The organism is Duffyella gerundensis (assembly GCF_001517405.1).
GTDB classification, from domain to species: Bacteria; Pseudomonadota; Gammaproteobacteria; order Enterobacterales; family Enterobacteriaceae; genus Duffyella; species Duffyella gerundensis.
Map to the genome: position 1 here is coordinate 514,127 of NZ_LN907827.1, position 22,034 is coordinate 536,160.

Annotated in this window: 22 protein-coding genes; 11 read left to right on the top strand and 11 right to left on the bottom strand. The window is 58.3% G+C overall.

The window, feature by feature from the left end; translation table 11 throughout:
* Positions 1 to 7 precede the first annotated feature (7 nt).
* The 4 genes from mlaC (at position 8) to murA (ending at position 2,626) form a co-directional block, all read left to right on the top strand.
* Positions 8 to 640 carry a phospholipid-binding protein MlaC gene (gene mlaC / locus EM595_RS02365; protein WP_067427511.1) on the top strand — a complete coding sequence of 211 codons (633 nt, stop codon included), beginning with the start codon at positions 8 to 10 and terminating at the stop codon, positions 638 to 640.
* A complete protein-coding gene (gene mlaB / locus EM595_RS02370; RefSeq protein WP_173645388.1) occupies positions 637 to 930 on the top strand; it encodes a lipid asymmetry maintenance protein MlaB in 294 nt (97 codons plus the stop codon). Before mlaC ends, mlaB begins: the two co-directional genes overlap by 4 nt.
* Before the next feature lie 113 nt (positions 931 to 1,043).
* Positions 1,044 to 1,298: a BolA family iron metabolism protein IbaG gene (gene ibaG, locus EM595_RS02375; RefSeq protein WP_067427515.1), complete on the top strand. Its 255-nt coding sequence runs from the start codon at positions 1,044 to 1,046 to the stop codon at positions 1,296 to 1,298.
* A 68-nt stretch (positions 1,299 to 1,366) separates the two neighbouring features.
* Positions 1,367 to 2,626: a UDP-N-acetylglucosamine 1-carboxyvinyltransferase gene (gene murA / locus EM595_RS02380; protein ID WP_067427517.1), complete on the top strand. Its 1,260-nt coding sequence runs from the start codon at positions 1,367 to 1,369 to the stop codon at positions 2,624 to 2,626.
* A gap of 77 nt (positions 2,627 to 2,703) precedes the next feature.
* Here the strand turns inward: murA and EM595_RS02385 are convergent, their stop codons facing one another.
* Positions 2,704 to 2,997 (bottom strand): helix-turn-helix domain-containing protein, encoded by a 294-nt coding sequence (locus tag EM595_RS02385; RefSeq protein ID WP_067427519.1) that lies wholly within the window; start codon positions 2,995 to 2,997, stop codon positions 2,704 to 2,706.
* A 245-nt stretch (positions 2,998 to 3,242) separates the two neighbouring features.
* Positions 3,243 to 4,214, bottom strand: a complete 972-nt coding sequence (gene ispB / locus EM595_RS02390; protein ID WP_067427521.1) for an octaprenyl diphosphate synthase — start codon at positions 4,212 to 4,214, stop codon at positions 3,243 to 3,245.
* Positions 4,215 to 4,471: 257 nt separating this feature from the next.
* Between ispB and rplU the strand changes: the two genes are divergently transcribed.
* The 3 genes from rplU to cgtA all read left to right on the top strand — a co-directional run bounded on the left by rplU (position 4,472) and on the right by cgtA (position 6,480).
* Positions 4,472 to 4,783 carry a 50S ribosomal protein L21 gene (gene rplU, locus EM595_RS02395; RefSeq protein WP_067427523.1) on the top strand — a complete coding sequence of 104 codons (312 nt, stop codon included), beginning with the start codon at positions 4,472 to 4,474 and terminating at the stop codon, positions 4,781 to 4,783.
* A gap of 15 nt (positions 4,784 to 4,798) precedes the next feature.
* Entirely contained in the window at positions 4,799 to 5,056 is a 258-nt protein-coding gene (gene rpmA, locus EM595_RS02400) for a 50S ribosomal protein L27 (protein ID WP_007886647.1), read from the top strand.
* A gap of 251 nt (positions 5,057 to 5,307) precedes the next feature.
* Entirely contained in the window at positions 5,308 to 6,480 is a 1,173-nt protein-coding gene (gene cgtA / locus EM595_RS02405) for an Obg family GTPase CgtA (RefSeq protein ID WP_067427526.1), read from the top strand.
* Positions 6,481 to 6,531: 51 nt separating this feature from the next.
* On the opposite strand, the gene EM595_RS02410 is transcribed toward cgtA, so the two are convergent.
* Genes EM595_RS02410 through EM595_RS02430 form a run of 5 tightly spaced genes read right to left on the bottom strand, consistent with a single transcriptional unit; the run spans position 6,532 to position 11,372 of the window.
* Positions 6,532 to 6,951 (bottom strand): hotdog fold thioesterase, encoded by a 420-nt coding sequence (locus EM595_RS02410; protein WP_067427528.1) that lies wholly within the window; start codon positions 6,949 to 6,951, stop codon positions 6,532 to 6,534.
* A 2-nt stretch (positions 6,952 to 6,953) separates the two neighbouring features.
* Entirely contained in the window at positions 6,954 to 7,700 is a 747-nt protein-coding gene (gene dhbA, locus EM595_RS02415; RefSeq protein WP_269446995.1) for a 2,3-dihydro-2,3-dihydroxybenzoate dehydrogenase, read from the bottom strand.
* A 2-nt stretch (positions 7,701 to 7,702) separates the two neighbouring features.
* A complete protein-coding gene (locus EM595_RS02420) occupies positions 7,703 to 8,557 on the bottom strand; it encodes an isochorismatase family protein (RefSeq protein WP_067427532.1) in 855 nt (284 codons plus the stop codon).
* Positions 8,558 to 8,577: 20 nt separating this feature from the next.
* A complete protein-coding gene (locus EM595_RS02425) occupies positions 8,578 to 10,188 on the bottom strand; it encodes a (2,3-dihydroxybenzoyl)adenylate synthase (RefSeq protein ID WP_067427534.1) in 1,611 nt (536 codons plus the stop codon).
* An 11-nt stretch (positions 10,189 to 10,199) separates the two neighbouring features.
* Positions 10,200 to 11,372, bottom strand: coding sequence for an isochorismate synthase (locus EM595_RS02430; protein ID WP_067427536.1), 1,173 nt, complete (start codon positions 11,370 to 11,372; stop codon positions 10,200 to 10,202).
* 228 nt (positions 11,373 to 11,600) lie between these two features.
* Here EM595_RS02430 and fepB point away from each other — a divergent pair, with 228 nt between their 5' ends.
* Entirely contained in the window at positions 11,601 to 12,503 is a 903-nt protein-coding gene (fepB, locus tag EM595_RS02435; protein WP_067435089.1) for a Fe2+-enterobactin ABC transporter substrate-binding protein, read from the top strand.
* Here the strand turns inward: fepB and entS are convergent.
* Positions 12,498 to 13,736, bottom strand: coding sequence for an enterobactin transporter EntS (entS, locus tag EM595_RS02440; RefSeq protein ID WP_067427537.1), 1,239 nt, complete (start codon positions 13,734 to 13,736; stop codon positions 12,498 to 12,500). The genes fepB and entS overlap by 6 nt on opposite strands.
* 136 nt (positions 13,737 to 13,872) lie before the next feature.
* On the opposite strand from entS, the gene fepD reads away from it, so the two are divergent.
* The 3 genes from fepD to EM595_RS02455 are packed head-to-tail and all read left to right on the top strand — an operon-like array spanning position 13,873 to position 16,618.
* Positions 13,873 to 14,856: a Fe(3+)-siderophore ABC transporter permease gene (gene fepD / locus EM595_RS02445; RefSeq protein ID WP_071852474.1), complete on the top strand. Its 984-nt coding sequence runs from the start codon at positions 13,873 to 13,875 to the stop codon at positions 14,854 to 14,856.
* A 2-nt stretch (positions 14,857 to 14,858) separates the two neighbouring features.
* Positions 14,859 to 15,833, top strand: a complete 975-nt coding sequence (fepG, locus tag EM595_RS02450) for an iron-enterobactin ABC transporter permease (protein WP_067427539.1) — start codon at positions 14,859 to 14,861, stop codon at positions 15,831 to 15,833.
* Positions 15,830 to 16,618, top strand: coding sequence for an ATP-binding cassette domain-containing protein (locus EM595_RS02455; protein WP_067427541.1), 789 nt, complete (start codon positions 15,830 to 15,832; stop codon positions 16,616 to 16,618). Before fepG ends, EM595_RS02455 begins: the two co-directional genes overlap by 4 nt.
* A gap of 24 nt (positions 16,619 to 16,642) precedes the next feature.
* Here the strand turns inward: EM595_RS02455 and EM595_RS02460 are convergent, their stop codons facing one another.
* Genes EM595_RS02460 through fes form a run of 3 tightly spaced genes read right to left on the bottom strand, consistent with a single transcriptional unit; the run spans position 16,643 to position 22,025 of the window.
* Complete coding sequence (locus EM595_RS02460; RefSeq protein ID WP_067427543.1) at positions 16,643 to 20,569, bottom strand: enterobactin synthase subunit F; 3,927 nt, start codon at positions 20,567 to 20,569, stop codon at positions 16,643 to 16,645.
* Complete coding sequence (locus tag EM595_RS02465; RefSeq protein WP_067427545.1) at positions 20,562 to 20,771, bottom strand: MbtH family protein; 210 nt, start codon at positions 20,769 to 20,771, stop codon at positions 20,562 to 20,564. The genes EM595_RS02460 and EM595_RS02465 overlap by 8 nt, the downstream gene beginning before the upstream one ends.
* Positions 20,772 to 20,807: 36 nt before the next feature.
* Positions 20,808 to 22,025, bottom strand: a complete 1,218-nt coding sequence (gene fes / locus EM595_RS02470) for an enterochelin esterase (protein WP_067427547.1) — start codon at positions 22,023 to 22,025, stop codon at positions 20,808 to 20,810.
* Positions 22,026 to 22,034 lie beyond the last annotated feature (9 nt).

Consider the following 22,034-nt stretch of genomic DNA (forward strand, 5'->3'; position numbering starts at 1 on the left):
TTTAACTATGTTTAAACGTGTATTAATGATCGCGATGCTGGTCATCGCTCCGCTGGCGGCGCAGGCGGTGGATCAAAGCAATCCTTACAAGCTGATGAATGAAGCAGCAGATAAAACTTTTACGCGCCTGAAAAATGAGCAGCCGAAGATCAAGCAAAACCCAAACTACCTGCGTGAAATTGTGCGTCAGGAATTGCTGCCTTACGTACAGATTAAATATGCTGGTGCGCTGGTATTAGGACGCTATTACAAAGAAGCGACGCCTGCGCAGCGCGAAGCCTATTTCAAAGCCTTTGCGGATTACCTTGCCCAGGCTTATGGCCAGGCGCTGGCGCTGTACAACGGTCAGACCTATCAGATTCAGCCAGAGAAACCGCTGGGCGATGCGTCAATGCTGGCGATTCGTGTGTCAATTATCGATCCCAATGGCCGTCCACCGGTTCGTCTTGATTTCCAGTGGCGCAAAAACAGCCGTACCGGCGACTGGCAGGCTTATGACATGATCGCTGAAGGCGTCAGCATGATTACCACCAAGCAAAACGAGTGGGGCGATCTGCTGCGTCAACAGGGTATTGATGGCCTGACCGCACGGCTTAAATCAGCGGCTACCCAACCGATTACGCTGGATCAGCAAAAATAATGACGACACTTCGTTGGCATCTGGATGGCAGCGCGATTCGTCTTAGCGGTGAGCTGGATCGGGAAACGCTGCTTGACCTGTGGCAGCAACGGACGTCGGTGATGAAGCAAATCGACGTTATCGATGTGTCAGCGCTGGATCGTGTGGATTCTGCCGGGCTGGCGCTGCTGGTGCATCTGCGGCAGATTGCTCAGGAGCAGGGCACCACACCGCGCTTTCAGGGAATCACCGACAAGCTGCAGTCACTGATCACTCTCTATAACCTGCAACAGATCATTACAGCTAACTGATTTTTCTCACCTTCAAAAGCCCCTGCTCAGTCAGGGGCTTTTTGCTTGTTTCGGATAAAGTCGCTTTCCACTACTATGTGTGGCTGTTTATGATCAACTGACTGTGAAAAACCATGGAAACAAGTGAAATTCAAGCCGTGCTGATGAGCGCGTTACCCCTGCAGGAAGTGCACGTTACCGGCGACGGTAGCCATTTTCAGGTTGTGGCCGTTGGCGAAATGTTCGCTGCACTGAGCCGGGTAAAGAAACAACAGGCGGTCTATGCGCCGCTGATGGCTTACATCGCGGACAACCGCATGCATGCGGTATCGATTAAGACCTACACGCCGGAAGAATGGGCGCGTGACCGTAAGCTGAACGGTTTTTAAGTTGCCGATGCGGCATCATCGATGCAGTGCCGGCAGCCTTGTAGATATATCAACAGAGAGCAGGTGTAATGGATAAATTTCGTGTGCAGGGTCCAACCCGGCTGAGTGGTGAGGTAACGATTTCTGGTGCCAAGAATGCCGCATTGCCAATCCTGTTTGCTGCGTTGCTGGCAGAAGAGCCGGTGGAAATTCAGAATGTCCCGAAGTTAAAAGACATTGATACCACCATGAAGCTGCTGAGCCAGCTTGGCGTGAAAGCTGAACGCAACGGTTCAGTGCATCTTGATGCCAGCGATGTCTCAATTTACTGCGCCCCTTACGAGCTGGTGAAAACCATGCGCGCCTCAATCTGGGCATTAGGGCCGTTAGTGGCACGTTTTGGGCAGGGTCAGGTTTCTCTGCCGGGCGGTTGTGCGATTGGCGCGCGTCCGGTAGACCTGCATATTACCGGCCTGGAACAGCTTGGCGCTGAGATCAAGCTGGAAGAAGGCTATGTCAAAGCGTCGGTCGATGGTCGTCTGAAAGGCGCGCACATTGTGATGGACAAGGTGAGCGTTGGCGCTACCGTGACCATTATGAGCGCAGCCACGCTGGCCACCGGCACCACGATCATTGAGAACGCTGCCCGCGAGCCGGAAATCGTTGATACTGCGAATTTCCTCAACACGCTGGGCGCGAAAATCAGCGGCGCAGGCACAGATAAAATCACCATCGAAGGCGTTGAACGTCTTGGCGGCGGTGTTTACCGTGTTCTGCCCGATCGTATCGAAACCGGGACTTTTCTGGTCGCGGCAGCCATCTCTGGCGGCAAGGTGCTGTGTAAAAATACGCAGCCCGATACGCTTGATGCGGTGCTGGCCAAACTGCGTGATGCCGGTGCAGATATTGAAACCGGTGCTGACTGGATCAGCCTGGACATGCACGGCAAGCGGCCAAAAGCGGTTAACGTGCGCACCGCCCCGCATCCGGGTTTTCCTACCGACATGCAGGCGCAGTTCACGCTGCTTAACCTGGTCGCAGAAGGCACCGGCGTGATCACTGAAACCATCTTTGAAAATCGCTTTATGCACATTCCTGAGCTGATTCGCATGGGTGCGCACGCTGAGATCGAGAGCAATACGGCGATTTGTCATGGCGTTGAAACGCTGTCGGGTGCGCAAGTTATGGCTACCGATCTGCGTGCGTCTGCGAGCCTGGTGCTGGCGGGTTGTATCGCTGAAGGTACTACGCTGGTCGATCGTATTTATCACATCGATCGTGGCTATGAGCACATTGAAGACAAACTTCAGGCCATGGGCGCGAACATCGAACGCATCAGCGGCGAGTAAATCGCGGCAACAATAAAACGGTCGGGCTTATCCCGGCCGTTTTTTTCGTTTTTTTCACTTGGATTTATGCTGGTGGATCACAGCGATGTACGCAACGGATCCTCTTTTGACGAGGATCGGATCAGGCGTTTACGATCCAGCAGCTTGTGGGTGATCGGATCGTAATAGCGGCTTGGCCAGATTTCAGCAGGATGCACATTGATTGCACCAGCGATAAGCCATTCTCCTTTAGGCCAGGGACGCGTGAGCGCATTCGCCAGCGTAGATGAGCTCAATCCTGCCTGACGCGAAACCGCTGCCAGTGAGGTGCCTTTTTTACGCAGGGCGGCGATGATATCCGCCGGATGCCAGTCCTTGTGAGATGCGTACATACGATCTGCTCCTTTTGCGAAGGCAATTTATTGGAAATAAAAGCGCTTAAAAACTCCACGCGTATCCGATAACTACGTCATAAATTCAAACAAATAAAGGCGTTGTTTAAGAATTTATAGCAGAAGTTTCCAATAAGTTTCCAGAAATATTTCCGCCACGAAACAATTTTGCGTGGGGTTTCGCAAAAGGAATGTAATAGCCTGCAAGAGGGGAGAATCGGAAGCCGGACGGCTTCCTGATTGGCTTAAAAATCGCGTTGAACAGACATATGCGCCAGTGCTTCCAGCGCGCTGCGCCATGGGGTTTCCGGCAGCACTTTCAGCGCCGCGATGGCTTTGTCCGCTTCCTGCTCGGCGCGTTGCCGCGTCCATTCCAGTGAACCGCATTGCTGCATAGTCTCCAGCACCGGATCGAGCAGATGGCGGCCGTTGCCCTGTTCGATAGCCTGACGAATCATCGCCGTCTGCTCACTGCTGCCGTGGCGCATAGCATGCAGCAGCGGTAACGTAGGCTTGCCTTCGCTCAGGTCGTCACCAACGTTTTTGCCCAGCGTCTGGCCGTCGGCACTGTAATCGAGCAGATCGTCGATCAGCTGAAAGGCAGTGCCGAGAAAACGACCGTAATCCTGCAATGCCTTTTCCTGTGCTGGCGATGCGTCAGCTAAAATCGCCGAAGCCTGCGCCGCCGCTTCAAACAGCCGCGCCGTTTTGCTGTAGATCACATGCATGTAACTCTCTTCGGTGATATCCGGATCGTTACAGTTCATTAGCTGCAGCACTTCGCCTTCTGCGATCACGTTTACCGCTTCTGACATCAGTGCGAGGATCTTCAGCGATCCCATGCTGGTCATCATTTGAAAAGCGCGCGTATAGATAAAATCGCCGACCAGCACGCTGGCAGCGTTGCCAAAAGCCGCATTGGCCGTGGCTTTGCCACGACGCATGTCGGACTCATCCACCACGTCATCATGCAACAGCGTGGCGGTATGAATGAACTCAATCAGCGCGGCGTTAACGACGTGCAGTTTACCTTCGTATCCCATGGCGCGAGCTGCCAGCACGGCAATCATCGGCCGAATGCGTTTACCGCCGCCGCTGATAATGTAATATCCCAACTGATTGATGAGCGTCACATCTGAATTCAGCTGTTCGAGGATGGTCTCGTTGACCGCCGCCATATCCTGCGCGGTGAGTTCATTAATCTGTTCTAAGTTCATCAGTCTGTTCAGCTTTGGCTCAGTTTATTGCCATGGTAAAGGTTTTTACCGGCAGAATGTCAGGGAATCTGTTACTGGATTGTACTCGAAAAATCGGGATGAGAAACGTGAGCGATTGTGCTGCGCTTTTTTTCTGCGATCCTTTGCAAAGTGCTCTTGTCTTCTGAACGAGTATTGCGTAGAATTCGCGCCCTATTATGAATATTTATCGCGCCGCCTGAATTCAACGAAAGGCAAGCGCAGAAGCGGAGTTCTATATGTACGCGGTTTTCCAAAGTGGTGGTAAACAACACCGAGTAAGCGAAGGTCAGACCGTTCGCCTGGAAAAGCTGGACATCGCAACCGGTGAAACTATCGAGTTTGACCAGGTTCTGATGATTGCTAACGGCGAAGAAGTAACTATCGGTGCGCCACTGGTTTCAGGCGGCGTGATCAAAGCTGAGATCGTTGCACACGGTCGTGGCGAGAAAATCAAAATCGTTAAGTTCCGTCGTCGTAAGCATTATCGTAAGCAGCAGGGCCACCGTCAGTGGTTCACTGATGTGAAAATTACCGGCATCAGCGCTTAACAGGAGATCTGACAAATGGCACATAAAAAGGCTGGTGGCTCGACTCGTAACGGTCGTGACTCCAATGCAAAACGTCTGGGTGTTAAACGTTTCGGTGGCGAATCAGTTCTGGCTGGTAGCATCATCGTTCGTCAGCGTGGCACCAAGTTCCATGCAGGTAGCAATGTAGGCTGTGGTCGTGACCACACTCTGTTTGCAACCGCAGACGGCAAAGTTAAATTCGAGATCAAAGGCCCGAACAACCGTAAATATATCAGCATCGTTGCTGAGTAAGGTTTTCGCGCTTCGGGCTGGCAACGGCCTGCAATGACGAATTGAAGCCCCGCAGCTCTTGCGGGGCTTTTTACATTCTGCTGCTGGCAGGGCGATAAAAACCCGGCCAGAGCAATTCGATTGCTGTACACTTTATGTGCGAATTTTAGTGAAACAGAGTAGATGTTCCGCCGCCGGTCAGCACAGAAGACCCTGGCGGACCCGTCTGGCCGCATTTGTCTGGTCAGGCGAAAAAGTGACGGAGAGAAAAGATGAAGTTTGTTGATGAAGCAACCATTCTGGTGGTTGCAGGTGATGGTGGCAATGGTTGCGTGAGCTTCCGTCGCGAGAAATATATTCCCAAAGGCGGCCCTGACGGCGGCGATGGCGGCGACGGTGGCGACGTGTATCTGGTTGCTGATGAAAACCTCAACACGCTGATTGATTATCGCTTTGAAAAAGCGTTCCGTGCTGAACGTGGTCAGAATGGCCAGAGCCGTGACTGTACCGGCAAGCGCGGTAAAGATATCACCATCAAAGTACCGGTGGGGACGCGCATTATCGATCAGGGCACCGGTGAAACACTGGGCGACATGACGCGCCATGAGCAGAAGCAGATGGTCGCCAAAGGCGGCTGGCATGGCCTGGGCAATACCCGTTTTAAATCGTCGGTGAACCGTACGCCGCGCCAGAAAACCATGGGCACGCCAGGTGAGAAACGCGATCTGCAGCTGGAATTAATGCTGCTGGCAGACGTTGGCATGCTTGGCTTGCCTAACGCTGGCAAGTCGACCTTTATCCGTGCGGTTTCTGCCGCCAAGCCAAAAGTCGCGGATTATCCGTTTACTACGCTGGTGCCAAGCCTTGGCGTCGTGCGTATGGATGCCGAAAAGAGCTTTGTTATCGCCGACATTCCTGGGCTGATCGAAGGCGCCGCCGATGGCGCAGGCCTTGGCATTCGCTTCCTGAAGCACCTTGAGCGTTGTCGTGTGCTGCTGCACCTCATCGATCTGGCGCCGATTGATGAATCCGATCCGGTTGAGAACGCCCGCATCATTCTCGGCGAGCTGGAAAAATACAGCGAGAAGCTGTTCCAGAAACCGCGCTGGCTGGTGTTCAATAAAGTTGACCTGCTGGACGAAGAAGAAGCACAGGCACGTGCTAAAGCGATTGTGGAAGCGCTGGGCTGGGATGAGAAATATTATCTGATCTCTGCGGCCAACCGGGTAGGTGTTAACGCACTCTGCTGGGACGTAATGGCCTTTATCGTGGCTAACCCGAAAGCGGCTGAGCTGGAAGAGATGCAGACCGAGAAAGTGGAATTCATGTGGGACGACTACCATCGCGAAGCGCTGGAAAATGTTGAGCCTGAAGAAGAAGACGATCTTGATGATGACTGGGATGAAGACGACGAAGAAGGTGTTGAATTCATCTATCAGCGTTAAGCGAACTTAACGTGATAAAGGGCCGTGAAACCGGCCCTTTTTTTATGCCTTTCAGCCGAGTACCGCGACCGACAACCGGGCGCTGCAGCAGAGCTGATCGCGCGCGTTAAAAATCTCAATTTGCCAGGATTGATGCGTACGCCCGAGATGAAGCGGGCGACATACGCCGCGCACTTTGCCACTGCTGGCTGCCCGATGATGGCTGGCATTGACCTCAATGCCCACCACGCTCTGGCCCGTGTCAACACAGAGATAGCCCGCTATCGAACCCATGGATTCCGCCAGCACCACCGACGCGCCGCCGTGCAGCAAACCAAAAGGCTGGCGCGTGCGCGCATCCACCGGCATTTCCGCTTCCAGGCTCCCTGCATCGATGCGGGTAAAAACGATGCCCAGATGCGCAACCAGGCAGTTTTCGCCCATGCGATTCAGCTCGGAAAGATCGACCTGACGTTTCCAGATAGCGCTCATGATCAGGCGCCCAATGTCGCGCCGCCATCGATCACGATATCCTGCATCACGATGTGGCTGGCGAGATCCGAGGCGAGGAAAAGCACCGCGTTGGCAATCTCCTGCGGCTGCGCGATCTTCTGCAAAGGAATGCCGATCTTATATTGATCCGGGAAACCGGCGATGGTGCGCTGTTCGGCATCCGGCGTGTGCCACAGGCTGCGCTGCATATCAGTATCGGTTGAGCCGGGCGACACCAGGTTACAGCGCACGCCGTGCGGCGCCATTTCCAGCGCTACCGACAGGCACAGGCTGCGCAAGGCCGCTTTGGAAGCGCCATAGGCGGACATACCAATGCGCGGTGCGTGCGCCGAGTTAGAGGCAAGCGTGACGATGGCGCCACTGCGCTGCTCACGAAAGCGCGGCAGCGTTTGCTGGAACAGGTTAAATGCGCCGCCGACGTTGACCGCCATCAGCGCCTGAAAATCGGCAACCGGCAGCGTATCGGTAGCGCCGATACGCAGGATACCGGCACCGTTGACCAGCACATCCAGCTGTTTTTGCTCTGCCAGCAGCGGCTGGCAAACGCGGGCAACCTGATCGGCATCGGCCACATCCAGCGTCACGCAGCGAAACGGATAATCCGTCTGCCTGAACTGCCGATCAAATCCCACCACCTGCGCTCCGGCCTGCTGAAAGGCGAGCGCGATATGATAGCCAATGCCTTGTCCGGCGCCGGTTACCCAGACCTGCTTTGCGGTGAAATCGATATTCATGGCTGCGGCTCGCGTGACAGCAATGCCCACCAGCCGTTGATGCTGGGATCTTTTGCCAGGCTCACAAAGTCGATGTCAGCGTGCACCTGACGCCAGCGGGCGGCCAGCGTCATCACCCGCACGGAATCGAGGCCATAATCGATCAGGTTATCGTCATCTTCCGGCTGATCATCATCTTCCAGCAGCGGCAGAACCATAGCGCGCAGCTCCGCCTTGTCGAGCGGCAGCGGCATCAGATCGCGGGTCATCACTACGCGGCCGCTGCGGCCTGCGGTGTAAGTCAGCGCCATCATATGCTCTTCACGGGTAAAATCGGCCAGCGCATCGGCCACCATAAAGGGTTTGATGTTACGCATGAAGGCGTCGGTGGCGGTGGTCAGGCAGCCAATATGGGCATACACGCCGCAAATAATCAGCTGATCGCGGCCCATTTCATGCAGCGTCTCTTCCAGCGGCGAGCGATGAAATGCGCTGTAGCGCCATTTCACCAGCACATGATCGTCAGCGTCCGGTGCCAGCGCCGCCGCCACTTTCTGCTGTTCAGGATGCTTGTTCAGTCCCGGTCCCCACATGTCATTCAGCAGGGCGCGATCGGCATCGCTCTGTTCATTCGGTTGCGCGGTATAAAACACCGGCACACCTTGCGCTTTGCAGTAGCGGCGCAAGCAGGCAATGTTCTCTACTACCTGCTGAATCATCGGACTGTTCTCGCCCCAAAAATTGAGAAAATAGTCCTGCATGTCGTGAATCAGCAGCGCGGCGCGCGGCGGCTCAAAAGCCCACTGTACTTTGTTCTGCGGCAGGTCTGCCGCGTCAGGCAGCGCGTAGTCGGCCAGTTTGGGAATGGTCATTGTGGTTCTCCAGATTCAGTTCAGGCTTGCTGCTCAGCAAGCTGTTGGCGCAGACGTTTTTTATCCACCTTGCCAACCGGTGTTAATGGCAGAGCATCAACGCAGGTGATGCGATCGGGCAGTTTGAACTCCGCCACGCCGAGCTCGCGCAGATGACGACGCAGCATCACCGGTTTGATTGGCTGCCGCACCACGATAAACGCACAGCTCTTCTCGCCCATCAGGCTGTCTTCCATCGAGACCAGCGCGGCATGGATCACATCGCTATGCTTCAGCAGCAGGTTTTCGATCTCTTCCGCCGCGATCTTCTCACCGCCGCGGTTGATCTGATCTTTCTCCCGGCCCTGCACGCGAATATAACCCTCGGCATCAATGGCGATCAGATCGCCCGAGCAGTAGAAACCGTTGTCATCAAAGCTGACGGCGTTGTGATCGGGGCTTTGATAGTAGCCGCGAAAGGTATACGGACCGCGCGTCATCAGGCGACCCGTGCTGCCCGTTGGCAGCGGATGACCCTGCTCATCGGCAACCCACACTTCATCATCGGGCGAGATAGGGCAGCCCTGGGTAGTAAAAATGCGCGCGTCGCTGTCATCAAGGCGCGTGTAGTTGACCAGCCCTTCCGCCATGCCAAACACCTGCTGTAGCTGACAACCGATTTCAGCCGGAATGCGCGCAGCGAGCACGTCGCTCAGGCGAGCGCCGCCGACCTGCAACAATTGCAGCGAGGCGAGCTGCTGGTTGCCGCCCCATTCGTTGATTGCTTGCAGCCACAGGCTTACCGCAGGCGGCACCAGCGCCGTGACGTTGATCTGATGGCGCGCAATTAGCGGAAAGCAAAGGTTGGCGCTGGGATCACTGGCCAGAATAACCCGGCCACCGGCGTAGAACACACCCAGCGCGCCAGGAGAACTCAGCGGGTAGTTGTGCGCCGCGGGCAGGGCGCAGAGATAGCGCGTATCGGCGGTAAACTGGCAAATCTCCACGCTGCCGCGAATGCTGTAGTAGTAATCGTTATGGGTGCGCGGAATCAGTTTTGGTGTGCCGGTGCTGCCGCCGGAGAGCTGAAAAAAAGCCACTTCATCGGCGGGCGAAGGCGAGGCTACAAAATCCTCTGCCGCTTCGTTGATGAGCGTCGTCAGCGATTGCGTGTCATCGGTGCCATTAATGAAAGCCAGCGTGCGCAGCTCGGGCTGCTGGTGACGAAGCGCATCCAGCCAGAGATCGTCGGCAAACAGGCTATGCTGACGATCGGCAATCAGCAGAGCAGGTGAGATCAGTTTGGCATAGGCGCTCATTTCGGTGCGCTGATGGCTGAACAACGCGTTCACCGGCGCCACGCCGATTTTAAACAGGGCAAACAACACAATGTAAAACTCAGCAACGTTGCCGAGCTGCACCAGTGCGGTATCACCCTGTTTCAGGCCACGCCGCTGGAGCGCGGCGGCAAGGCGGTCTGACTGCTGCGCCAGCTGGCGATAGGTGAGCTGCTGTTCACCACAGATCACCGCCACGGCATCGTTTTCCGCCTGACGGTTAAGGATGTCAGTGAGCGGCAGGTCGATCCAGTAGCCTTTTTGGCGATAGCGCGCGGCGAGATCGTCAGGCCAGCGCGTATAGGAAATAGTCATAGTGGCTTCTCTTATTGCAATCCAAAAGCGCGCAGCATGGTGTCGAGCTTAACGCCGGTTTCATTCCATTCAGATTCCGGCGAGGAATCGGGCACGATGCCTGCGCCGGCAAACAGTCGCACGCGTGTGTTATGAACGGTGCCGCAGCGAATCGTCACGACCCATTCGCCGTCGCCTGCTTCGTTACACCAGCCGACGATGCCGCCAAACAGATGGCGATCAAAAGGTTCCAGCTGAGCAATCAGCTTTTGTGCCCTGGCGTGCGGAAAACCGCTGAGTGCAGGCGTCGGATGCAGCAGGCTGGCGAGAGATAATGCGTTATCGCGTGGATCGCGCGCTTCGCCGTTGATCCAGGTGGCCAGATGCCACAGTGTTGGCGTGGTCACCAGCTGCGGCGTTTCCGGCACCGAAAGCAGCGAACTGCGGCTTTGCAGCACATCGCGCATCGCATCGGTAACCAGCTTGTGCTCGTGACGATCTTTAGAGGAGTGCATCAGGCGCTGGCCGACAGCATTATCCTGTTGCCGATCCTGCTGACGCCGCGCGGAACCGGCTAACGGGCAGGAGCTGAACTCGCCGTTTTGCTTACGTAACAGCAACTCCGGGCTGGCGCCGAGCAGTGAGCCGCCGTCAGGCAGCGGCACATGGAAGTTATAGCTGGTGGGATTCTGGTTAATGATACGGCGCATCAGCATGGCGGTATCGACCGGCCGCTCGGTGGTGATATCCATCAGCCGCGACAGCACGACTTTATCCAGTTCACCCTGCGAGGTGGCGTTTACCGCTTGTGCCACCATGTCGGTAAAGGCGGCATGATCCGGCAGCGCAGTGCGGCTTGTTACCGTGGGTAAAGGCGTATCGGTAAAACCGCCAGCGAGCTGCTGACGATCAAAAAAGTGGCTCGCTTCGGGAATGAACAGCGCCGAAGGCTGACTCGCATCAAAAGGAATCGCGCCGACCATAATGGGATTTTGAATGCCCTGTTGCTTCGCCTCGCTGAACTGTTGGCGAAGCTGGCATTGAAACGCGCCATCGGGCTGTTCAGCGCCTGCCACCGGCGTGGTCAGTCGACTAAAGCACCCTTGAGTCCACAGGCTGCGCCAGGGAGACAGATAGAAGAAGCCGCGACTGACGGCGTCAAAATCCTCTACAAAGGCATTTTCAAACACGGAAGTTTCCACCATAATCCAACCTCTAAATGATAAGAGTAGTGATAATTATTATCATTTGTATTGTGGCTCTGTAACCTACGTCGATTGCCGTTCAGAGTCAATAAACAGGGCGCATTTTCTTCGCGTCGAGCCGTCAGACGGCGATTTTTGCGCCTGTTTGACCGCCGCTTTAAAGGAGTGAATTACGTGAAAGCCAGACCGTTTATTGTTACCGCCACGCTGCTGTGCTCGCTGTTTAGCATGATGGCGCATGCTGCCGGAAGCTGGCCGCGCGAGATTAAAAGTGCGCAGGGCACCCTTACCCTGGCGCAGGCACCACAGCGGATTGTTTCTACCAGCGTTACCCTGACCGGATCGCTGCTGGCCATTGACGCGCCGGTTGTCGCCAGTGGCGCCACCGCACCGGGCGGCCGTCTGGCGGATAAGCAGGGCTTTTTCCATCAGTGGGGCGACGTCGCCGCGCAGCGCGGCGTGAAGCGTCTCTATATTGGTGAAGCCAATGCCGAGGCGATTGCGGAACAGGCGCCGGATCTGATTGTGGTCAGCGCCACCGGCAACGACTCCGCCATTAAGCTGGTGGATCAGCTGTCGGCAATTGCACCGGTGCTGGTGGTTAATTACGATGATAAGAGCTGGCAGCAGGTGGTTGCGACGCTGGGAGAGGCCACCGGGCATGAGGCGAAGGCAGCGCAAATTGTGAAGGATTTTGATCGTCGCGAAGCGGCGCTGAAGAAGAAGATCACGCTGCCACCACAGCCCGTCACGGCAATGGTGTATAACGCCGGTGGCCGCTCCACCAATATCTGGACCGCTGATTCTGCGCAGGGAAAGCTGCTGCAGCAGCTCGGTTTCACGCTGGCCAGGCCGCCTGTGAGTCAAACCAGCCACAGCATGGGTAAGCGAAAAGATATCATTCAGTCTGGCGGTGAGAATCTGGCCACCGATCTCAATGGCCAGAGCTATCTGCTGTTTGCCGCCACGGAGGCGGACGCCAGCGCCCTGATGCAAAATCCGTTTCTTGCCGATACCGCGGCGGTAAAAGCAAAACGGGTGTATGCGCTGGGCACCGATACCTTCCGTCTGGACTACTTTAGCGCCAGCAACCTGCTGACGCGGCTGGAAACCCTGTTCACATCCTCATGAGAGCGAGGCGGCAGGCTGACGGTAACGGCGTAAACCGCGCAGCGTCAGCAGCATAACAACCGCCACCAGCGCGGCGGCGGCGCCAAATACCGTCGCTGCCTGCTGCGGCAGCAACAGCGATCCCATGCCGCCTAACAGCGCGGCACCAAGCGCATCGCCGGTGACATTCTGCGCCGTCCACAACCCGTTTACCCTTCCTAATAACGCATCCGGTGTGAGCGACTGAATCATGGCGTACTGCAACAGGCTGTTGATCGCGCTGAGCCAGCCAAACGCCACCAGGCAGAGCAGCGCCAGCCAAAATTGCGGCATCAGGCTAAAAAGTGCCAGCGCGATAAAAGCCAGCAGAGCGGTGATCAGCATCAGTTGACCGGGGCGGGCTGCCGTTTTGAGCTGGCCGCTGGTTAAGGCGCCGATTGCCGCACCGGCAGGCACGGCGGCATACATCAGGCCAATTTGGGCCGGTGCCACCAGCCAGTGCGGTGCCAGCGCCGGATACAACACGCGAACCGCACTTGCCAGGGTAATCAGCGCGCCGATCAGCGCAGCCGATCCCACCAGCGGGCTGGCCAGCAGAAAAGAGAAACCACCCGCCAGCGCCCGCAGGGGATTTTCGCGCGGCTGTGGCGGAGGTGGCAATGCGGGCAGCCGCAGCAAGGGCAGCAGCGTCAACAGCGTGCCCAGCGCCGCCAGCGCATAGTTCCAGACCACGCCACCGCTGGCGATCACCAGGCCACCTACCGCCGGTGAAAGGATTGAGCCAAACCGCACTGTCAACATGGTGATGGCACCCGCCTGCATCAGATTTTCGCGTCCTACCAGCGCGGGTGTGGCAGCCAGCAACGCGGTAACGCCAATGGCACCGAAAAAGCCATCCCACAGCGCCAGCAAATAGATCGCGGTGAGCGAGGGTGCAGGGAGCAGGGCGTTGCAGGCGAGGCCGACAAAACCGATGCCACAGGTTGAACGGGCAAACAGAATCAGCCGTTTACGTGGATAGCGGTCAGCCAGCACGCCGCCGAGCAGCAAGCCGATGAACATGCCGCCGCCCGCCAGGGTCACCGACAGGCCAACCTGCCAGCTGGAGTGGGTGAGCTGCTGAATTTGCACCGGCACCGCCACCACCAGCATGCCAAGCGCCAGAATCGAGAGAAAACGCGCAACGAACACGGCGCGAAAGTCGGGATGGGTTTTTAATAAGCTGAGGTCAATCAGATGGGAAGATTTCTTCATTACAATGCCTTGCAGCAATTTACGCGTCAGATCGGTATTGAGTCATGGTAACATAGGTAATACGAGTAATAACGATAATAACAATCATTATCATGTTTGCACCGCGGCCAACGGGCCGCCGAAAGCGGAGAGCGTAATGCGCCAGGCTGGCGGAATCACAGGTCTGTTACTGCTGTTGATCATCCTTTCGGCGTTGAGCGTAATGCTGGGCGCCAAATCTATCCCGCTTCAAACGGTTGCCGACGCGCTGACCAGCCAGTGTCATCGCGCGGATTGCTTGATCGTGCGTGAAGCACGCATACCGCGCACGCTGGCCGGCTGGCTGGCCGGTGCCGCACTGGGCCTTGCTGGGGTGCTGATGCAAACCCTAACGCGCAATCCGCTCGCCGATCCCGGTATTTTAGGCATCAATGCCGGTGCCGGCTTTGCGGTGGTGATCGGCATCGCGCTGTTTGGCGCCGATACGCCAGCGGCCTGGCTGTGGTTCTCCTTCGGTGGTGCACTGCTCGCCTCGCTGCTGGTGGCGCTCACCGGTGCTATCGGCGGCGGACGTGCCAATCCGGTGCGGCTGACCCTGGCGGGCGTGGCGCTGAGTGCCGTGCTGGAGGGACTGACCTCCGGTATCTCTTTGCTCAATCCGCAGATTTACGATCATCTGCGCTTCTGGCACACCGGTTCGCTGGATATTCGCAGCATGTCGATGCTGGCCACCGTGGCGCCAGCGATTGCCATCGGCACGCTATTGGCACTGACACTGGCGCGACCACTGAACAGTCTGAGCATGGGCGGCGAACTGGCTACCGCGCTGGGCACGCGCGTGGTTGGCACCCAGCTGGCTGGCCTGCTTGCCATTACGTTGCTGTGCGGCGCAGCCACCGCAGCCGTCGGCCCGATCGCCTTTCTTGGCCTGATGGCTCCGCATATTGCGCGACGTCTGGCGGGCGACGACCATCGCTGGTTGCTGCCCATTACCCTGTTGTTAACGCCTTGCCTGCTGTTGGCTGCCGACATCATCGGTCGCCTGTTGGTGCCCGGTGAACTGCGCGTTTCCATCGTGACCGCTTTTATCGGTGCGCCGGTGCTGATTGTGCTGGTGCGCCAGCAGATGGGGAGACGATAACGATGCGTGCTCTCTGGCCATGGCTGCTGCTGGCGGCGTGTTTTGCGCTGGGTATGCTGGCGCTACAAAGCGGTAATCTGGCGTTCACCTCTGCTCAGGTCTGGCAGGCACTGACCGGTAGCGCGCCGCGCAATGTGGCGTTGATCGTGATCGACTGGCGGCTGCCTCGCGTGTTGACGGCGCTGCTGATTGGCGCGGCGCTCGGCGTCAGCGGTGCTATTTTTCAGTCGCTGTTACGTAATCCCCTCGGCAGCCCGGATATTCTCGGTTTTAACACCGGCGCCTATACCGGTGTGCTGGTCGCGCTGGTGCTGTTTGACCAGAGCATGGGCGGCATGACCGCAGCCGCTATGGTGGGCGGTATCGCCACCGCGCTACTGGTATGGCTGCTCGCCTGGCGTAACGGCGTCGATACCTTTCGCCTGATTATCGTTGGCATCGGCATACGGGCGCTGTTAATGGCGTTCAACAGCTGGCTAGTGATCAGCGCCTCACTGGATGCCGCGCTGAGTGCCGGGTTATGGAGCGCCGGTTCCCTGAATGGCTTAACCTGGGCGAAATTGCCGCTGACTGGCACTTTGATTGTGATGGCGCTGCTGGGCGCAGGTCTGTTGGCGCGTCGCATGCGGCTGCTGGAGATGGGCGATGAAAGCGCCTGCGCGCTGGGCGTACCGGTTGAACGAACGCGCATGCTGCTGATGCTGGTGGGTGTGATGCTTACCGCGGCGGCGACTGCGCTGGTTGGCCCTGTCTCCTTTGTGGCGCTGGTGGCACCGCAGATCGCCCGCCGCCTGGGTGGCGGTTTGCGGCTGCTGTTGCCGATGTCAGCGCTGTGCGGTGCGCTGCTGCTGCTGGGCGCGGATTTCGCTGCCCAGCGGCTGTTTCAGCCTTATCAGCTGCCGGTCGGTGTGATCACCGTTAGCCTTGGCGGTCTCTATTTACTGGCTTTACTGGTGCGGGAGTCACGACGCAAATGAATTCACGTCTGCGAGCCGAACGGCTCACGCTCGGCTATGAAAAACGCCTTATTGCCCGCGATCTGTCGGTGACCATTCCCGATGGTGAGCTTACGGTGATCATTGGGCCAAACGCCTGCGGTAAGTCGACGCTGTTGCGCACCCTGAGCCGCCTGATGAAACCGCAGGCGGGCGAGGTGTTTCTTGATGGCGAAGCGATAGCGCGTTATCCCACTAAAGAGGTGGCGCGTCGGTTAGGCCTGCTGCCACAAACCTCGACCGCGCCAGACGGCATCACCGTCAGCGAACTGGTGGCGCGCGGACGTTACCCGCATCAGTCGCTGTTCAGCCGCTGGCAGGCGGCCGATGAACAGGCGGTTCAGGAAGCGATGCAGGCCACCGGCGTGGCAAACCTGGCGCAACAAACGGTGGATACGCTCTCCGGCGGCCAGCGACAGCGCGTATGGATCGCCATGGTGCTGGCGCAGCAAACGCCGTTATTGCTGCTCGATGAGCCGACCACCTGGCTTGATATTGCTCATCAAATTGAACTGCTGGAGCTAATGCAGGATCTTAACCAACGCCATCGACGCACGCTGGTGGTGGTGCTGCACGATCTGAATCACGCCTGCCGTTACGCCACACATTTAATCGCCATGCGCGACGGGCAGATTCTGGCAGAGGGAGCGCCAAAAGCGATCGTCAATGAAGCGTTGATAGAAGCGGTATTTGGGCTGCGCTGTACCATTATCGACGATCCGGTTTCTCACACGCCGCTGATTGTGCCGCTGGGCCGGAAGAAATAACGCCGCCTCGCGGCGGCGTAAAAGTCAGAACCGGCTGAGCAGCTGGTTCAACTGCGGTCCAAGGCGGGTAAATATCGGTGGCGAAATGATATCGACATGCGCACAGGGCTGCGGCCAGATCTCAAGGCTGCCGACAAAGGGCGCCCAGGCGCGTTGCGGATCCTGGCCCGGCTGCTGCGTCTCCTCCGCAAGAAATAACGTCGCCTTACCGGAAAAACAGGCGCTGCGTGCGGTGGTCAGCAGGCGCACCGAATCAGCATAGTTAGCCTCTATGGTGCTGAACAGCTCTGCCATCTCCTCGCCTGCGGCATTACGCTGTGCAGCAAGAAACTGCTCACGCTCACGATTAACCTCATCCAGTACCGCCTGATCCAGTACGTTCTCACCGCGCCGCTCATCCCAGTTCTGCGTTTCCGGTGGCCAGGTATCGAGCAGGCCGAGGAACGCCACCTCTTCGCCGAGCGCCTGTAAACGCGCCGCGATGCCCTGCGCCAGCGTACCGCCGAGCGAATAGCCGATGAAGTAGTAAGGCCCCTGCGGCTGCACGCGGCGCACGGTCGCCAGATGCGCATCGCATACCGCATCAAGGTGCGCGCTGTGTTGCAAAGGCCCATGCGGATGCGGCGACTGAATGCCGGTCAGCGACCAGCGTGGATCGATATAGCGCTGCAGCACGCTGAACTGCCAGGCAAAGCCGGATGCCGGATGGAAGCAGAACAGCCGTGGGCCGGTGCTTTCACGGAGCGGCAGCACCGCGTCGAAGCCAGCCGCTACCGCCTCTTCTGCATTTTCTGTTAGCTGCCGGGCCAGTTTGGCCACCGTTGATGCAATCATGATCTGGCCAACGCTGACCGGACGGTTCAGGGTTTTGCGCAGGCCCGCGGCCAGCCGCATCGCCAGCAGTGAATGGCCGCCGAGGGCAAAGAAATCGTCGTCGGCGCTAACGCTTTCGCAGCCCAGTAGCTGGCAGAATGCCGCAGCGATCTGCTGTTCGATGCCAGGCAGTGGCGCACGGCTGGCATGGGCTGCCTGTTGAGTAGGCAGCGGCAGCGCGTTGCGGTTCAGCTTGCCGTTAACGCTCAGCGGAAATTCCGCCAGCTGAACGATGGCGACTGGCACCATATGCGCCGGTAGCAGTGTGGCTAGCTGCTGGCGCAGTGCATCGCCGTCGACAGGATCGCGGGCAATCACATAGCTCACTAACTGGCGGGCATCGCCCTGAGCGGCATCCTGCTGGCCCAGTATGCAGGCGTGCGTAACCGCCTGTTCAATGCCAGGCAGGGAGCACAGCGCATGATCGATCTCATTGAGCTCAATGCGCTGACCACGAATTTTGAGCTGATCATCGCTGCGTCCAAGGTATTCCACCGCGCCATCAGGCAGCCAGCGTGCCACGTCGCCGGTGCGATACATGCGCTCGCCCGGCTGGAAAGGATCGGCCACAAAGCGGCTGGCGGTGAGATCGGGACGCGCCAGATAACCCTGCGCCAGCTGGATGCCGGTGAGATAGAGATCGCCCGCGATGCCCGGCGGTACCGGCTGCAAGCGTGAATTAAGAATGCGCAATCCAGTATTCCACACCGGAAAACCGATCGGTACGCTGGCGCCGGTCACCGCCGCCAGCTCAGGGCCAAATGCCGGATACCAGCTAACATCCACCGCGGCTTCCGTCGGTCCATACAGATTATGCAGCGGCACGGCGGTAAGCTGTTCCCATTGTCGGCACAGCGCGGTGGGCAAGGCTTCACCGCTGCAGAAAACCTGGCGCAGGCTGGCGCAGCGCGCCACCGCTTCATCATCGGTCAGCGACGCCATAAATGCGGCCAGCATCGACGGCACAAAGTGCGTGGTGGTGATCCGATGCTGGCTGAACAGCTGTTGCAACGCCTCAGGATCGCGATGCGCTTCCGGCGGTGCCATCACCAACTGCGCGCCCACCAGCAGCGGCCAGAAAAATTCCCACACCGACACGTCGAAACTGCCAGGTGTTTTTTGCAGCACCACATCGGTGGCGTTCAGCGGATAGCGATCCTGCATCCAGAGCAGACGATTGACGATCGCTTCATGGCCTACCACCACGCCTTTAGGGCGGCCGGTTGAGCCAGAGGTATAGATCACATAGGCGGCATCTTGCGGCGTTGGCATCGGCAACGGACTCGCCTCGACTACCGGCAGCAGCGCCTGATAATGCAGTTGATCCACCGCGGCCAGCACAGCAAAACGCTGGGCCAGCGCGCTGTCGGTAAGCAACAGGCGCGGCGCAGCATCCTCAAGCATCAACGCCAGGCGATCGTCGGGATAACCGGTATCAAGCGGTAGCCAGACGGCACCCACGCTGACGATTGCCTGTAGAGCCAGCGAAACAAATACCGATCGGGGCAGGGCAACGGCAACAATGTCACCACGTGTCACGCCCGCTGCCAGCAGCTGTTGCGCCAGAGCGATCACCTGCTGATGATTTTGTTGATAGGTTAGCCGGTGCCGCGCATCCGCCAGCGCAGGCGCCTGAGGCGTGCGCGCCGCCTGTTTTGCCAGCAGGCTGGCCAGCGTTTCAGCAGGCAGCGGCTGCGCGGTGTGGTTGATGTCGTCAATACGCTGCTGTTCTTCCGGCATCAACAGATCGACTGCCGCGCAGCTCAGCGTTGGCTGGGCTGCCAGTTGTTGCAGCATCAGCGGCAGGCGGCGCGCGTGCTGCTGCAACGTGGCGTGGTCATAACGCGCGGCGTTGGCCAGCAGCTCCAGCGAGATATCGCCCTGTTCGCTGAGATAGATCGCAATTTCCAGATCGCGCACCGGCCCGGAAGCCAGCTGATGGGTGATGCCCTCAACACCTGCAAAATCAAGGCGATAATCAAACATCTTCAGGTTGATTACCGGGCCATAAAGCGGCTCGCCGTCGCCAATACGACCGAGATCGCGCTGCACCTGTTCGGCGTCATAGCGTTGATGACGACGCAGCTTTTTCAGGCGATCGGCCAGCGAGGCGGCAAAAGCGCTTAACGGCTGGCTGTCATCAAGCTGCACGGCCAGCGGCAATACGTTAATCACCGGTCCGGTCGCGCAGAGCGCCGCCGATCCGATGCGGCGCATAAAGATGAAGCCGGCTGAAAAATCGTTTTGTCCACTGAGACGCGCCAGCCATAGCGCCACCAGACCGATCGCCATATCTGCGGCGCTAAGGTGCTGTTGCTGACCTTCTGCCACCAATGCGCTGAAGGCATCACGTGGCAGCGCGATCGTTTCGCGCAGAATGGTGGTACTGGCGGTTTCGCCGCTTAGCGGCTTCAGGGAAATGGACGCAGGCGGCGGCAGAAGCGCGCCCTGCTGCTGCCAGAACGCCTGGTCACGCTGCCATGCGGCGGACGCCTGATAGCGCTGATACTCTTCCACTACCTCACGGAAAGGGATAAACGGCGTCGGCTCGGGCGGCCGTTGCTGGCATAACGCGCTGTAGATCGCCGCAATGCGGCGGGTCAGGGCGGTAAAGCTAAAGCCGTCCACCACCAGATGATGAAAGCGTTGATACCAGAACCAGCGCTGCTCGCCAACGCGCAGAATCTGATGATGCCAGAGCGGCGCACCGCTCAGCACACGCAGATCGCCTGCCATATCCTGCTGCATCAGCTGGCGCGCGGCGGCAACCGGATCGGCGTGCTGACGCAAATCGTGCATCGCCGGGGCGCTGAACGATTGCGGCTGCGGCCACTGCACGGGCACACCATCCCGCTCGCCAAACGCCATATTCAGCGTATCCGCTTCCTGCATGCCGAGCACGACCGCCTGTGACAGGTACGACAGATCGAGAGGACCATTCAGTTCGACGTAATGAGCGACAGCGAAGGCGTTATGTTGCGCAGAGAGCTGATCGGCCATCCAGATACCGGGCTGGGCAGCAACCAGCGGCATCGGTGCCAGCTGCACCGCGTGCTGTGGCGTTAATGTTTCAGACATGATGATGACCCCCGATTTGCGTAGGCTCCTGCCAGTGTTGAGCCAGCCAGCTGTCGCAGGCGGCGCGCGGTTGTGGTCCAAATACCGGCTGCCAGCCCGCAGGCAGCGGATAGCCAGCGGGCCACAGGCTGTATTGCCGTCGTGCGTTACTCAGCACCTGGCACTCCAGCTGCGCATCGTCAAAAGGGTTGAGATGTTCCATGTCATTCTCCTGCAATAAAACCCGTTGGTGTGACGGTTAGCACCGTTGCCACAGCGACGTTAGCCCATCGAGCAAGCCACCGCGCCAGCACAGCGCATCGTGGCCGCCTTCAACCAGGCGATAGTTGACCTGATGTCCGGCATCGGTCAGCTGATGATGAAGATCGTGGTTGGCGGTGAGCACCAGAGGTTCCCGGCTACCTGCCTCAATAAAGAAACGTTGTGCCTGGCCTTGCCCCAAACCGGCGGCGATCTGACCGTTGAGCCAGCCAGGCTGTTGATCCGCCGCATTAAGTGCCCGATCGGGCCACCAGAACGATCCCGATTGGCTGATTGCCGCGCCGAAACGCTGTGGCCAGTGCAGTGCCGCATACACCGCTGACAGGCCGCCAAAGCTCTGGCCCGCCACCAGCGTTTGTTGTGGATCGGCGGTAAAGGGAATCGTGGTCTGCACCTTCGGCAGCAGTTCCTGTTGAGCCGCCAGCCAGAAATCGGCATTGCAGGGCAGCTCGGCGCTGCGGTGAGCGGTATCAATGACGTCAATCAGAATGTAAACCGCGGACGGCAGGTCGCCGCGCTGCGTCAGCGTATGCAAGGGGCCGGCGATGGGCATCTTTGTTGCCCAGAACTGCCCATCCAGCAGGATAGCCAGGGGGCGATCGGCGTGCGGTGCGCCGGTCTCGATGATCCAGATACGGCGCCGATTGCCCAAACGCGCACTCTGCCAGTCATGTGGCGGCGCGATGTGCGTTTCCTCGCCCCGATCTACCGCCTCCCAGAGTTGCTGATCGGGCGCGAGCGGCATATGCAACGGCGACACGCCATTGCCGCGTCCGCCGCACCAGCTGCGTAGAGGATTTAACGAATCGACCTGGGCGGCAGGAAGCAAGTCACGCCACCAGGCACGCAGCGTCATCATGTCCGGCTCGCCGTTAAAATCGCGCGCCTGGCGATCGGGAATCAGGCTGTAACTGCCACGCCAGGTTGCTGGGAGCAGATAGCTTCCCAGCCAGACGTCGGTGCCGGTTACGCGCTGCAGTGAGCGTGGAACAGCACGCTGATGATGATCGGTGACGCCGGTAATATTCAGCCAGACGCGGCGCAGAGGAGAGGTTGCTTCACTACCGTCGGCGTCGCGCCAGAAGAACGTGACGCGAAAATGGCGATCGTCTGCCGGTTCAATTCGCGGAATACCCGCCTGTTTTTGCGCCTGCCACCAGCTTTCACTGCCGGTCTCATTACTTAATAACGTCATACAGCGTGT